13 protein-coding genes are annotated in these 13,336 nt (G+C 52.2%); 4 read left to right on the forward strand and 9 right to left on the reverse strand.

Features of this window, described 5'->3' with window-relative positions; all coding sequences use genetic code 11:
* Positions 1–19 precede the first annotated feature (19 nt).
* Together C4F51_RS13830 and C4F51_RS13835 are read right to left on the reverse strand one after the other, a co-directional pair.
* Positions 20–607: an HD domain-containing protein gene (locus C4F51_RS13830; RefSeq protein WP_193910751.1), complete on the reverse strand. Its 588-nt coding sequence runs from the start codon at positions 605–607 to the stop codon at positions 20–22.
* Between the two features lie 18 nt (positions 608–625).
* On the reverse strand, positions 626–1,984 hold the full coding sequence (locus tag C4F51_RS13835; protein WP_235992338.1) for an MATE family efflux transporter: 1,359 nt from the start codon (positions 1,982–1,984) through the stop codon (positions 626–628).
* Positions 1,985–2,286: 302 nt separating this feature from the next.
* On the opposite strand from C4F51_RS13835, the gene C4F51_RS13840 reads away from it, so the two are divergent.
* From C4F51_RS13840 to C4F51_RS13850, 3 genes are all read left to right on the forward strand, one after another.
* Positions 2,287–4,278 carry an AsmA family protein gene (locus C4F51_RS13840; RefSeq protein ID WP_193910752.1) on the forward strand — a complete coding sequence of 664 codons (1,992 nt, stop codon included), beginning with the start codon at positions 2,287–2,289 and terminating at the stop codon, positions 4,276–4,278.
* A 77-nt stretch (positions 4,279–4,355) separates the two neighbouring features.
* The gene (locus tag C4F51_RS13845) at positions 4,356–5,408 is read left to right on the forward strand and encodes an endonuclease/exonuclease/phosphatase family protein (RefSeq protein ID WP_193910753.1); all 1,053 of its coding nucleotides are present in this window, start codon (positions 4,356–4,358) and stop codon (positions 5,406–5,408) included.
* Positions 5,409–5,701: 293 nt separating this feature from the next.
* Positions 5,702–6,340 carry a nitroreductase family protein gene (locus C4F51_RS13850; protein ID WP_193910754.1) on the forward strand — a complete coding sequence of 213 codons (639 nt, stop codon included), beginning with the start codon at positions 5,702–5,704 and terminating at the stop codon, positions 6,338–6,340.
* A gap of 57 nt (positions 6,341–6,397) precedes the next feature.
* Here C4F51_RS13850 and C4F51_RS13855 read toward each other — a convergent pair whose 3' ends face one another.
* The 6 genes from C4F51_RS13855 to C4F51_RS13880 form a co-directional block, all read right to left on the reverse strand.
* Positions 6,398–7,117: a DUF6445 family protein gene (locus tag C4F51_RS13855; RefSeq protein WP_193910755.1), complete on the reverse strand. Its 720-nt coding sequence runs from the start codon at positions 7,115–7,117 to the stop codon at positions 6,398–6,400.
* 402 nt (positions 7,118–7,519) lie between these two features.
* The gene (locus C4F51_RS13860) at positions 7,520–7,933 is read right to left on the reverse strand and encodes a lysozyme inhibitor LprI family protein (RefSeq protein ID WP_193910756.1); all 414 of its coding nucleotides are present in this window, start codon (positions 7,931–7,933) and stop codon (positions 7,520–7,522) included.
* 41 nt (positions 7,934–7,974) lie between these two features.
* Entirely contained in the window at positions 7,975–8,403 is a 429-nt protein-coding gene (locus C4F51_RS13865) for a VOC family protein (protein ID WP_193910757.1), read from the reverse strand.
* Between the two features lie 17 nt (positions 8,404–8,420).
* On the reverse strand, positions 8,421–9,137 hold the full coding sequence (locus tag C4F51_RS13870; protein WP_193910758.1) for a hypothetical protein: 717 nt from the start codon (positions 9,135–9,137) through the stop codon (positions 8,421–8,423).
* 246 nt (positions 9,138–9,383) lie between these two features.
* On the reverse strand, positions 9,384–10,679 hold the full coding sequence (locus C4F51_RS13875; RefSeq protein ID WP_193910759.1) for a PQQ-dependent sugar dehydrogenase: 1,296 nt from the start codon (positions 10,677–10,679) through the stop codon (positions 9,384–9,386).
* The gene (locus tag C4F51_RS13880; RefSeq protein WP_202987692.1) at positions 10,676–11,110 is read right to left on the reverse strand and encodes a DUF2231 domain-containing protein; all 435 of its coding nucleotides are present in this window, start codon (positions 11,108–11,110) and stop codon (positions 10,676–10,678) included. The genes C4F51_RS13875 and C4F51_RS13880 overlap by 4 nt, the downstream gene beginning before the upstream one ends.
* 294 nt (positions 11,111–11,404) lie before the next feature.
* Between C4F51_RS13880 and C4F51_RS13885 the strand changes: the two genes are divergently transcribed.
* Positions 11,405–12,265 carry a 6-carboxytetrahydropterin synthase gene (locus tag C4F51_RS13885; RefSeq protein ID WP_193910763.1) on the forward strand — a complete coding sequence of 287 codons (861 nt, stop codon included), beginning with the start codon at positions 11,405–11,407 and terminating at the stop codon, positions 12,263–12,265.
* 66 nt (positions 12,266–12,331) lie between these two features.
* Here C4F51_RS13885 and lpxL read toward each other — a convergent pair whose 3' ends face one another.
* Positions 12,332–13,258 (reverse strand): LpxL/LpxP family Kdo(2)-lipid IV(A) lauroyl/palmitoleoyl acyltransferase, encoded by a 927-nt coding sequence (lpxL, locus tag C4F51_RS13890; RefSeq protein ID WP_193910765.1) that lies wholly within the window; start codon positions 13,256–13,258, stop codon positions 12,332–12,334.
* Positions 13,259–13,336: the final 78 nt, after the last annotated feature.

The following is a 13,336-nucleotide window of genomic DNA, read 5'->3' on the forward strand; positions in this document are numbered from 1 at the left end:
ATAATTTTCGTCGAACACATCAGACCTTGTTTAAAATACCTTCCGCAAATGCCTGCTCCAGCCTGCCGCGAATCACACTCCACACAGCTTCGCTGCCTTCACCGATACGTGCATTCAAACCGAGGATGCGCTCTGGCGGTACGGCGTTTTGTCGCCAGCTGTGACCATCGCCGTGGAGGTTTTGCAGTAACGGGGGAATACGATCGATAGCGCGGGCGTAGCGTGCATCGCTGGAAGTACCCGCATCAAACTCATCCCATAAATCTTGCAGCTCTGCGGCTTGCGCTGCCGGTAACAAGCCGAGCAAACGGGCAACGCCAGCTTTTTCTTTGGCTTTGATTTCCGGCGTTTCACCGGCGTAGACCAAGGTATCACCGGCATCAATTTCGCCGAGGTCGTGCACCAGCATCATGCGGATGACCCGGTCAATATTAACCGGCTCGTTGGCGTAATCTTTCAGCAGCAGCGCGGTTAAACACACGTGCCACGAATGTTCGGCAGAGTTTTCGTAACGCTCCAGCCCTACCGGGCGGCTTTTGCGCAGCACATTTTTCAGCGCTTCAATTTCAACAATAAAGGTAAGTACCTGGGTAATGGATTCGGTCATCCGTTGGCTGTGCTCCGGTTAGTGTGTGAAAAGTGAATGTTGTTCTATTTGCCGTCTCATCGCAGGCAGGTAAACCGCCAGACAGACGGCACGGGCTACCACGTAAACAATAAAGGCCAACCATAATCCCTGGTTGCCCCACAGCGGTGTTAGTAGCCAGGCGAGCGCCAAAAACACCAGCAGTGCGTAAAAAGACGCATTGCGCATCTCGCGGCTGCGGGTGGCACCAATAAAAATGCCGTCCAATTGAAACGCGGCAAAAGAAAGCAAGATATAGGCCGCCGCAAAGGGCAAGAGCAACGTCGCTTGCTGGTTAACACTGGCTATGCGTGTTAAACCGTCAATCAGGTAAGAACCAAAACACAACACCAGCGTCGCCAGTAAAATCGCGGTGATGCCAGCAACTTCTGATGAACGTTTTATGACGTGATCAAACACCGCACGCTGCCGTGCACCCATTGCCCGTCCCACCAGCGACTCAACCGCAAAGGCGTAGCCGTCGAGAAAAAAGGCGGCGAAAGAAATGAACTGCAACAGGATATGGTTAGCCGCCAGCATCGTATCGCCAAAGCGCGCGCCCTGATTGGAAAACCAGGCGAAGCCAATCAACATAAACAGCGTGCGCCAGAAAATGTCCGCGTTGGTTTTCAGGGTTTTCAGTAAGGCATCACCCGCAAACAGATGACGCCATAGCGTAACCGAACGGCTGATGCCGGTTTGCGAACGGAAGATACGGCTGACCATCCAAAGCCCCAGCAGTACACTGGACCATTCGGCAACAATGGTGCCCCAGGCAATGCCGCGCACGCCCCAGTCCCACACCATTACCAGCCACACATCCAGCACCAGGTTAACGCCGTTCAACCACAACTGCAGCCATAACAAGCGACGCGTTTGCCCGAGGCCAATCAGCAAACCGGTAATGGCATAAATTGACAGCGCTGCCGGTGCGCCCCAAATGCGAATAGCGAAATAATCCCTGACTCCCTGCTCTACGGCGGAGCTGCCATCCAGCAGCGATAGCGCGAACAGGCTGATCGGGTATTGCAACAATAGCAAGCAAAGGCCGATGAACACCCCCATCACCGCCGAGCGCAAAAATACCCGCCGCACTTCGAGGGCGTTGTTCGCGCCCTCCGCCTGGGCGACGAAGCCGCTGGTAGACATACGCAAAAAGCCGAAGGCCCAGTAGATAAAGCTGAACACCAGTGAACCCAGCGCAATAGCACCCAGATCGGCGGCTGTGCCGCTGTGCCCCATGACTGCGGTGTCTACCAACCCTAATAAAGGGACGGCGGCGTTGGCGAGGATAATCGGAATCGCCATTTTGATAATGGCAACACGGGAGAGAAAAACCGGGGCAGCGAGCGTGGACAAGAGCGAGTTCCTTAAGCAATTGGCCGCGTTGAAAAACGTCGGGTTATCAACGCTGTGAAGATCGGTGCTGGTCGGGTTACAAAAGCGACCGAAATGAGGCCTGCATCATACGCCAAAGCGTGATCTGTGATGCAGAATCGCAACGGCTTTTTGTCGTTTGCCATCCCTGACAGCGACTCTTCGAGCCATCGTTCACAATGTCAAAAATGGCTCCCGGCCATTTTTTGAAACCTGCGGGCAATGTGCCAGGCTTGAACATAAGCCTCTTCAACGCACTTGCCCCAGGTATCGCCATGAGCCGGATGATGAAACGAATTTTGATTGCGGTCGCATCGCTACTGCTGATTATTGTATTGGCCCTTGCCCTGTTGATTTACTACTCCGAAGATATTGTGCGCTCGGTTGCTGGCAGCCAGGGCAGCAAGCACCTGGATCGGCAGTTAACCATTGATGGCGCACTGGATATTCAGTGGCGCTGGCGCGATACCCGGGTGCACGCCGAAAATATTCGCCTGACCAATGCGCCGGGATACGACGGCGATACCATGGCCAGCATCGCCTCGCTGGATTTCACCTTCAACCCGTCGAAACTGCTGATCGGGAAATTGGAATTTGGCGATATCACCGTCATCCAGCCTTACCTGTCCTTGCAGCGGCTCAGTGAAGACGAGGCCAACTGGAATTTTCCGTTCATGTCCAAAGCCCAGGTTGCCACTGAAGCGGTTACGCCGGAAAACCGCTTTGAATTTCCGGTGATTGGCAAACTGACATTAACCGATGGAGAGTTTGTGTACCGCGATGCGGTACTGGCGCTGGATCTGGACTTAACCCTCGACACCGTTATTGGTGATGGTGGCGACGGCGATGCCGATACCCTCGACGTTAATGACCCGAACGGTTTCTCGGTGGCAGGCAGCGGATCTCTGCAACAGCAACCGTTTGATATCGAGGCCTCAGGCGCGTCCCTTGAAACCCTGCGCGATACCGCAGTTCCCTTCCCGTTGCGCGTACTGCTGACCATGGGCGCAACCCGCGTTCAGGTGCAAGGCACCTTTCAGGACCCGATTCAGCTAACCGGTATTGATGCCAGCCTGCATGTCAGCGGCGATAGCCTTTCCGATTTATTCTACCTCACCGCCATTCCGCTGCCGCCAACGCCTCGCTACTCACTGGAAGGGCAACTCACCAAAGAAGGTACCGTATGGGGTTATCAGGATTTTCGCGGTCTGGTGGGTGATAGCGATCTCTCCGGTGATCTTTCTTACGACACCGGCGGCACACGCGGCTACTTGAAAGCCAATGTGCACTCCACCGTGCTGGATAGCGGCGACCTGGGCGGCTTTATCGGCTTGCCGCCACCGGAAGACGTGGCTACCGAAGAACAAAAAGCAGCCATTGCCGAGCGCGAAGCCAGTGCCACACTGATTCCCGATGTGCCGCTCACGCTGGATCGCTTGCGCGCTACCGATTTGGATATCACCCTGGATGCCGAAAAAATTGATGCACCGGCGATTCCTATTCGCGGCATGAATGTGCGCTTTTTGCTGGAGGATGGTTTGCTCACCCTGGAACCGTTACAAATTGACCTGGCCGATGGCTCGGTAGACGGTCGTGTTCAGGTCGATGCCAAGCAGGACATTCCCCCCATGTCGATAGATTTGAATTTACGCCAGCTCAGTCTGGGGCAATTTTTTGAAGAGACGCGTTTTGCCGAATCGACCGGAGGCATGTTTGGTGGCAAGGTGGAATTGTCCGGCACCGGCGCCTCACTGGCCGAAGTGCTCGCCAGCAGTAATGGCAAGGTGTCTATTATTATGACCAAAGGCACCATCAGCTTACTGCTGGTGGAAGCCGCTGACCTGGATATTGCCCAGGCCATTCCGTTATTCCTTGGTCGGGACAGAGCCACCGATATTCATTGCGGTGTGATGGATTTTGCCGTCACCGATGGCGAACTCAAATCCAACATTATTGTGATTGATACCAAAGATTCGCGCATCGTCGGCGATGTGGATATCGACCTGAAAGACGAGCGCATTGAAGCGCGACTCAAACCCCGCGCCAAAGACTTCAGCCCCTTTTCCGCACAAACCCCGATTACGGTTTCCGGTCAGTTAAAAGCGCCTTCCGTAGGCATTGATGCTGGTCGCGCCGGAACCCGCGTACTGGCCGCAGCCGCGCTGGGCAGCTTGTTAACGCCGCTGGCGGCGCTGATTCCCTTTATTGAAACCGGCGGTGCAGAAGATGCAGACTGCCGCGCATTGTTGACCGAAGCGCATGCCGACGAGCAGTAATAAGGGCGAAAATTCAAAAAACTGTGCCACACTTTAACGACCGTGGAGATGCATTGGTTAACTTTGGAAACGTTGTCATGTCATTATGGATTTTAGTAAGCGCCACCTTGTTGCTGGCTGTTGCAACCGCTGTACCGCTACTGGAAAGTGAAAAATGGTGGGTTAGAAGCTGGGATTTCCCCCGTCTGCAGCTGGCAATTTTGTCGAGCATTGTGCTGGTGGTAGCGATTGTTGCAGAGGGCGTCAGCTCGACCTTGCAAACCTGGTTGGTAGTGATAAACCTCGGAATTCTGGTTTATCAATTGTGGTGGATTCTGCCTTACACCCTCTTCTGGAAAAAAGAAGTTAAAAAAGCCCGCCCGGGCGGCGAAGAAAAGCGGCTGCGTGTTCTCGCCGCCAATGTGCTAACGCCCAACAAACACCCGGAAAAACTGATTGCGCAAATTCGCCAACACCAACCGGATATTTTTGTCACGCTGGAATCCGATGCCCGCTGGCAAACCCATCTCGATCAACTAAGCAACGATTACCCTTATCAGATCAAACACCCTCTGGATAATCTTTACGGCATTCACGTTTACTCGCGGCTGAAACTTAACCAGCCACGGGTAGCATTTCTGGTAGAAGATAGCGTTCCTTCGGTTCATGCCGAAGTGGTCATGAAAGATGGTACGCCGGTGCGCATGCATTTTTTGCACCCGGCACCGCCCAGCCCGACAGAAAATGAAGAATCGCTGGAGCGCGATGTTGAACTGCTGATGATTGCCAAAAGCCTGAAACATTTTGATGGCCCGGCCATTGTCACCGGCGACCTTAACGATGTTGCATGGTCAACGACCACCCGGCTGTTCCGCAAAATCAGCGGCTTGCTTGACCCCCGCGTGGGGCGCGGCATGTTCAACACCTTTCATGCCGACTGGTTTTTTCTGCGCTGGCCGCTGGATCATTTATTCCACAGCCACCATTTTACCCTCGTCAATATCCAGCGCCTGCCGCACATGGGCTCTGACCATTTTCCGGTATTGATTGAAGTGCAATACGAAGGCCACCACACCGATCAGGAAGGTCTGGAGGAAAGCGAAGGTGATCAGGAAAAAGCTGATAGAAAAATTGCCAAGGCGGAAGACTGACCTGAAACCCTCACTAGTTTGTCACTGCTTCCGCTATCTTCTGCCGGGTAGCGGAAGGTTGTTTAAATTGAAATGGGGAAATTGATACCGAAAAATTGATATCGGAAATTGATATCGGAAATTGATATAGAAAGGCTCGTTAGAAAGCTGGTCAGCGTTATTATTCCGCAGGTTTATCACCCTTGGGGTTGGTATTTTTTGACTTAACCCCCATATCGCTTACGCAATCATTGCGAGTGATACACCAAAAATCCGCAATATTTACCCTTCCAACGTTTACAGCGAGACCATCCATGGCACTTCTCGATGACCTGAACTGGCGCCACGCCACCAAGGCTTATGACCCTTCCAAAAAAATCAGCCCCGAAAACCTGTCCAAAATTCTCGAGGCAGCTCGCCTCGCGCCCACCTCATCCGGCTTGCAGCAATTCCGGGTGCTGGTTATCGAAAGCCCCGAGCTGAAAGAAAAACTGCGCGCTGGTAGCCTCAACCCCGCGTGCATTCAGGACTGCTCCCACCTGCTGGTATTTGCCGCCTGGGACGCTTATACCACCGAGCGCATTGATGATATTTACAACAAAACCACGGATGTCCGCAGTCAGGACCGTGGACGTTACGACAGCTATACCAACGGTTTGAAAGCAGACCTGGCGCAACAAAACGAGCAGCAACATTTTGAACATGCCGCCCGCCAAAGCTATATCGCGCTGGCGATGGCATTGGCCCAGGCTGCCGAGTTGAAAATAGACAGCACCCCCGCCGAAGGGTTTGATAATCAACTGGTTGATGAAGTACTCAATCTGAAAGCACTCGGGTTGAAGAGCGTCACCTTGTTATACCTCGGTTACAGCGACCCGGAGCGCGACTGGCTGGCCCCGCTGGCCAAAGCGCGCAACAGCCTGGAAGAGTTTGTGATTTATCCGCAAAATTGATAGCCACTGAAAAACACAAAGAGGGCGTGTGCATTTATTGCACACGCCCTCTTTGATTTAAAAATAATAAAAAGTATTCAAGGTCAACCGCCCGGTTCCAGGATTGCTGTCGAACGGGAAGTCAGCAGCAATATTTCCCGAGTGAAAATTGAAACCCCGGTACATTACCAGCCGGTTAAACGCGGCCTCATAGCTGGCGGTGCGCTCAAAAATTGGCGTTGAGCCATTGATATAACCGGATGGCATCCCCTGACGTTCAAAATCCGCTTGCAATGCATTCCGATAAGCATCCTGCCGCTGCACATTGACATTTTCGAAGCCGGTACTGACATGACGATACAGGGAGGTGCCGCCATGTTCCGGGCCACACAAATAATGCACACACGCGAGGGTGTTTTCGTCCGCCGAGTCGCAATGAGGAATACGCTGGAGCAGGCCCAGCTTTTCCGGGGGAGTAACCACCATGGAATACACGGACCTGGCTCCCCGAATGCGATCTATCGGCGCCCCGAACACCTGCTGGATTAATGACCGTAATTGAACAGCCAAAAACTTGTCGTAACCTTGCGGCCCGGACATACGAATACCCGGGTAAAAGCTGTCTGCGTTATGAAAGTTGAGATTACCAACGCAGTAATCCACCAGCTTTTCAGCCTGCTGAAATACATTATCGATAATCAAAACCGGTTGTCGTTCACGCCCGACATAATCCACACGGTAGTGGAAAGATTCAGGCTCAAAAGACGTACGTCTGCTGGTGTTAGCTATTGTTATCATGGGTTAAACGTCCGTTTACTACAAAAATCCTTTCCGGCGGGCAGGTTTTCGCGCTGCGGAAAACAGCCTGCCTTCAGACATTTTCAGTTTTATTTTTTGTCTGCGAATACCTGCGTACAAGAGCGAATGTGCAGCAAGCATCTACTGTAAGCTTTTGATGGTTCAGTATTTTTTAACAACACATCAAACTTGAGCGCACAGCTAAAGTATTTTCGGAACATGGCTCAGCATTGAGTCATGCGATGATCAAGCGTTCTATTGTTATTAAAATCAACCGCTGAAGTCTTATAACGGCGCAGTGTTAATGAGCGCCGTTACCGCTTCAGAGGGAAAAGCTGTCACCAGGGGTATACAGGCCCCTTGGTATTTTATTGTTAAACACGCGATGGCTGTAAACTACACCTATTGACCCGGTTCAGGCAAGACCGGCGGGGTGTCGTCCATGTAGGTCAGGAAGCTTTCCCAGAGTTCATGGGTACGCTGTTTTGCCAGTTTGGTTTTACAGGAGAAGGCCATTACATCGCGAATAGTACCGCCTTGCCATTGGGTGTAAACAGCACCGCAGTGTTTGTTTTGATAGTTGTCCCAGCCATCCTGAGCTTCTTTGATAGCCGCTACCAGATTTTCGTTTTCTTCATTGTGCTTCAAGCTCGCCTCAAGATACTGCTCCATGGTTTGCCGCGCCGCGTCCCAATCCTGAGAGGCGCACTGGTTGAGCTCGGCGGTTCTGAAGGCATTGGCACAATCCAGTGCGGGTTCTTCAGCGCAGGCGGAAAGGCTGGTGAGGCAGGCTACGGTTAACAGAATTCGTTTCATGTTTTCTCCACGAACATAAAGATGGACAGTATGCGTTTCGGTCAGTCGTTCTCAGTGACCAGCAGTTGCGGATTCCAGACTATCTCCCACACATGCTGATCCGGGTCTTGAAAATAACCGGCATAACCACCCCAAAAGGTTTTTTGAGCCGGTTTAATAACCCTGGCACCGGCAGCGATCGCTTGCTGCATAATGATGTCAACTTCTTCTATGGAGTTCACATTATGGCCAAGGGTAAATCCGGTCGGGGCGGGGTTGGACGCCTGTAGCCCGGTATCGCTGGCAATACTCTTGCGCGGCCACAGCGCCAGCTTCAAGCCCGATTGCAGTTCAAAAAAAGCCACTGCGCCATTCTCAAACTCAGTGCCAACGATGCCCGCTGTTTCCAGACCGAGCCCGTCACGATAAAAACTGACGGACTTTTCAAGATCATCAACACCCAGCGTAATAACGGTGATATGTGGCTTCATAAGATGCTTACCGTGAATTAGTGATATTTTCGCGTCAGGTTACCTTCCATGTAGATAGCAGCACGATTTTCTATCTCTTCTGCCTCGGCTTTCATACCGATTTTGGAAGTAACATCAATCAGCGCTTTGACATCTTTATTGAACTGCGTATTAATAAATGGTAACTCGTAAAAACGTTTATTTTTTCGCATTTGGCTTAACGATTGCTCGCGGGAGTGGCGGATCGTTTCATATTCATAAATCGGATCATTGGCATTTCTCGCCACTACATCCAACTGCTTTTCCTGTACCAAAAGCTTTTTCATCGCCGGGTAATACCCTGCGGCCTGATCGGGAAAATTCTTCTCAAGCTGAATAAAGGTTGCTACGGTTTCCTTGCCTTTATCCAGTACATCGTTGATGGCTTTATACTCGTGAAAAACGCCAAAATCCGACTTTCCCTCCTGAATAATTTTGCGATGTGAGGCAGACAAGTCATTCAGCGCGTCCATGGCAGGAGGGTAAGCTTTGCCCAGGTCAACCCAATCGAATAACGCGAATGACAAGCGCACGCCCGCCATACCACTCGCACTTCTTGATGCTTCAAAAAACTGCTGATGTGCAGCCAATGCTTCGGGGTACTTTTTTTCCTGCGTTAACTGTCGAATGTGTTCGAGATCATCCATGGCTCCCTGTGCCCAGGCGAAGTTAACCGAGATCAAAAAAACGATAAAAAGCGTAGCGATTTTTTTCATGTTTATGTCCTTATAAAAAGCACTGCAGATGGAGTTGGTCGCTGGCAGAAATTCTCATTCTGTCCATATCAACAGGCAGCAAAAACCTAAAGTGTCCTGACACACTATTGTTTCTGAAAGCGAGTGGTGAATTATTGATAAAATTAGATCCGCCTTCAAAAACAACAGCTCCGAATGTTGCCAGCAAAGCGTCAGTGTGACAACCCGTTCCCTGGCCGGTTGTCACACTGACACACCCCACATCCCTTATTGCGTGCGAGTCACCCGCCAGACAGTGTTGGAAAGATCATCCGCGAGAATCAGCGCACCGCGAGGATCTACTGCCACCCCCACCGGTCTGCCGCGGGTTTTGCCATCGTCACCCCGAAAGCCGGAGACGAAATCAATCGGTTGTCCGGATGGCTGGCCATTACTAAAAGGCACAAAGCTGACCCGGTAGCCAACCGGCTCTTTACGGTTCCAGCTGCCGTGCTCACCCACAAATACACCATCGGAAAATTCTGCCCCCATTACATTATTGGAAAAGGCCAGACCCAGCGCCGCCACATGAGAACCCAGACTGTAGTCCGGGGTTATGGAGACAGCGACTTTTTCCGGATTTGCCGGGCGCACACGGGTATCTACATTCTTGCCCCAGTAAGCCCAGGGCCAGCCGTAAAAACCGCCCTCCTGAACCGAGGTAAGGTAATCAGGAACCAGATTCGGGCCCAGCTCATCACGCTCATTCACCACCGACCAGAGCACACCGGTGCCCGGTTGAATAGCCAGCGCAGTGGGGTTGCGCAACCCGGTGGCGTAAGGTTTGTAAGCGCCGGTTTCGGCATTGATTTGCCACACCATGGCGCGGTCAACCTCTGCTTCCATACCCCGTTCGGTAATGTTGCTGTTGGAGCCGATACCAACGTACAGGAATTGGCCATCGTCACTGACGGTAAGCGCCTTGGTCCAGTGGTGGTTAATCGCCGAGGGCAAATCAGCGACTTTTATCGGCGCGCCGCTGGCCTCGGTCTGGCCGTCCTGATAAGGAAAGCGCACCAGTTCATCCTGATTGGCAACATAAATATTGCCGTTGGCCAGCGCCAAACCATAGGGCGCATTCAGGTTATCGGCAAAAATACCCTGTTCTTCATAAACCCCGTCACCATCGCTGTCGCGCAACAAGGTCAGGCGGTTACCACTCTCCACCTGGGTATTGCCCTGGGCTTTGATATAACCGGCGATCACATCCTTGGGCGTCAGGCTTGCCGCATTACCACCGCGCCCCTCGGACACCAGAATATCGCCGTTAGGCAATACCAGCAGCTGACGGGGAATTTTCAGGTCGGTAGCAATGGCGGTAATGGCATATCCCGACGGCACAATGGGCAGCTCATCACCCCACTCTGCCGGTTTGGCAATGGTCATGCTCGGTAACAAGCCACGCTGGGGTTTCGGCAAATCTACATTGGCACCGTATTGATTCGGATCCGGGTCTTTACCACTGCAAGCCGTTAACAAGGAAACAGAAACCAACAAAGTTGCGCACCCACGTAATAATTTCATTTTGCACCTCCTGCACGACAACCACAGCCGGTCAGGCCGATCCAGGCGGCAGCACTGATCAGTACCGCCACAATGATGGAGAGAATCAAACCGGCTGGCATAGCCGCCCAGGCATCTTTGGCGTGCACCAGCGCATTAATAAAACCCAGCACCCAGGTTACCAGCAAGAGCAGCGGATAAAGGCATGTTCGCCCCTGATGACGACCAAAACGAAACCAGCCGATGGCCGCGCACAACAAGGCCAGCCCGCTAAAAACCAGCGCCCCGGTAATCAACCAGGCGGCAAAATTGGTCCATTGAATTTCGTAGCTGATGGCATAAGCGATATCGCTCAGCAGTGCGCCCAGAAAAAGCGGCACGCTGCCGGCGAGCAACAGGGTGTGTATCGGGTGAAGTGTCCCTGGCCAGGTTCGGGCAACAGTGGTTGTCACGAGAGTTATCCTCATTGGTGGTGAAATTAAACATTGCCGCCACCCGGCAATAACCGGACGACGGAAGCCGCATTTTTTACCCTGGCACCGTTTGAAAATGAGGAAGCTTCGCTTTTATACTTTTTTAAAAAAACCGGAGACAGATCGCACTTTTCCGGAAAAAATCCGGTTGGTGCGCGGTGCACTCACCGGGTAATTGGCCGGCACCGGCGCTGAAAAACTCATCGGGACCTCAGGCATGCGCAGAGCGATCTGTTATCATAGCCGCCCCGAAACATCATCACCGGCCCCATCATGTTGCTATTTGTCGATAACCTCACCAATGTGGATTTCAGCTTTCTGGATGATCAACGCGGTTTGCTGGGTGAAACCTGGCTGGCCAATATCCGTTTGCATGGCGCGCTTGATCAGCAAGGCATGGTGTGCGATTTCGGCACAGTAAAAAAAGTGATGCGCCGCTGGCTGGATGAAGAACTGGATCATCGCCTGGCGATTCCGCTACGGTCGCCGCGCCTCACGCTGAAAGAAGAAGGCGAGCTGCTGGATATCGAGTGGCGCTACGCCGATAGCAACGAAATATTGCACACCCGCTGCCCCCGCTCCTCCGTCGCGCTGGTAGATACCGATGTACTGACCGACCGCAGTATTGCCGACTGGTGCATAGGCCAGTTTAAAGCGCTATTCCCGGATTCCATTGAGCAAATCGAACTGACGTTTTCTACCGAAGTGATCGACGGCGCTTTTTATCATTACAGCCACGGTTTGAAAAAACACGATGGTAATTGCCAGCGCATCGCTCACGGCCACCGCTCGCGTATTGATGTGTATCTGGATGATGTGAAATCAGCGCAGCAGGAAGCCTTATGGGCCGAGCGCTGGAAAGATATTTATGTAGGAACTCGTGAAGATATTCTTGCCGAGCCGGAAATCAACGGCCACGCTTGCTACCGTTTTGCTTACACGTCCGCGCAAGGTTATTTTGAAATTACCTTACCCAAAGCCCGCTGCTATTTGATGGATACCGATTCTACCGTGGAGCTGATTGCGCACCATATGGCACACAGAACAGCGGATGAAAATGCGGGAAAAACCGTGCTGGTACGCGCCTATGAAGGTATCAACAAAGGCGCGATGGTTATTGCAAGAAAGGATTAAACAGAAAAAATAAAACCGGCTATTTGGATGCCGGTTTTATTTTTTCTGTAAAGAACTCACTGATTTTTAAATCCTGCCCGTGTAGAAAGACGTTTCACCCTCAGGCCGGGTTTTAAAACGCGGTGTTGCCCAGAAGTATTGATCCGGACAGGGCAGGATTTCCCGCTCCATAAACTGATTTACCCGCAACGCATCCTCGTATTCATCACCGGCAGGATAATTTTCAAACGGTGGATGAATAGTCACCTCATAACCTTTGCCATCCGGCAAGCGGCGCTGGGTAAACGGAATGACTTTGGCTTTACCCATACGGGCAAACGTGGCCGTTGCCGTTACGGTAGCGGTTTGCACGCCGAAAAACGGAACAAAAATACTCACCTTGGGGCCGAGATCGCGATCCGGCGCGTACCAGATCATACGGCCCTGGCGCAGGCGGCTGATCATGGTGCGTACATTGTCACGGGGAATGGTAATACCACCTGGGCAGTAAGCCTCACGGCGCACCTTTTGCAAATAGTCATACACCAGATTTTTATGCGGACGATACATACCATCGTAATTGACGAACTGCCCCAACATGGCACTGCCAAGATCCAGATGAGTGAAGTGCAAACTCAGCAGCAAGGCGCCCTTGCCTTCGGCATTGGCGGCCTCGATGTGCTCCACACCGGTGATGGTGAATAATTTATGCAAGCGCTTTTTCGACCAAAACCAGGCAATACCGGTTTCGAACAGCGCCATCGCCATGGAGAACATATTGTCGCGCAATATTTGTTCGCGCTCCGCTTCACTCAAATGTGGAAAACACCGGGCAATATTCACTTGCGCCATGGCATAGCGGCGCTTGCGGCCTTTTAACAAAGGCGCCAGGGCTTTTGCCATGCGGTATTGAATGCCGTAAGGAAGTTGAGCAAGCAGAAACCAGACGCCAGCCCCCAGCCAGGATAACCAGTGGCGCGGTGCCAGCAATGAACGGGAAAAATGCGAAGCCATAAAGCAATCAGAATCCGAATAAACCTTGCCATCCGGTAGAGACGGCAGAAAAGCCGAATTATAGGCCAAACCACTACC

Origin of the sequence: Cellvibrio polysaccharolyticus (assembly GCF_015182315.1) — a bacterium.
GTDB classification, from domain to species: Bacteria; Pseudomonadota; Gammaproteobacteria; order Pseudomonadales; family Cellvibrionaceae; genus Cellvibrio; species Cellvibrio polysaccharolyticus.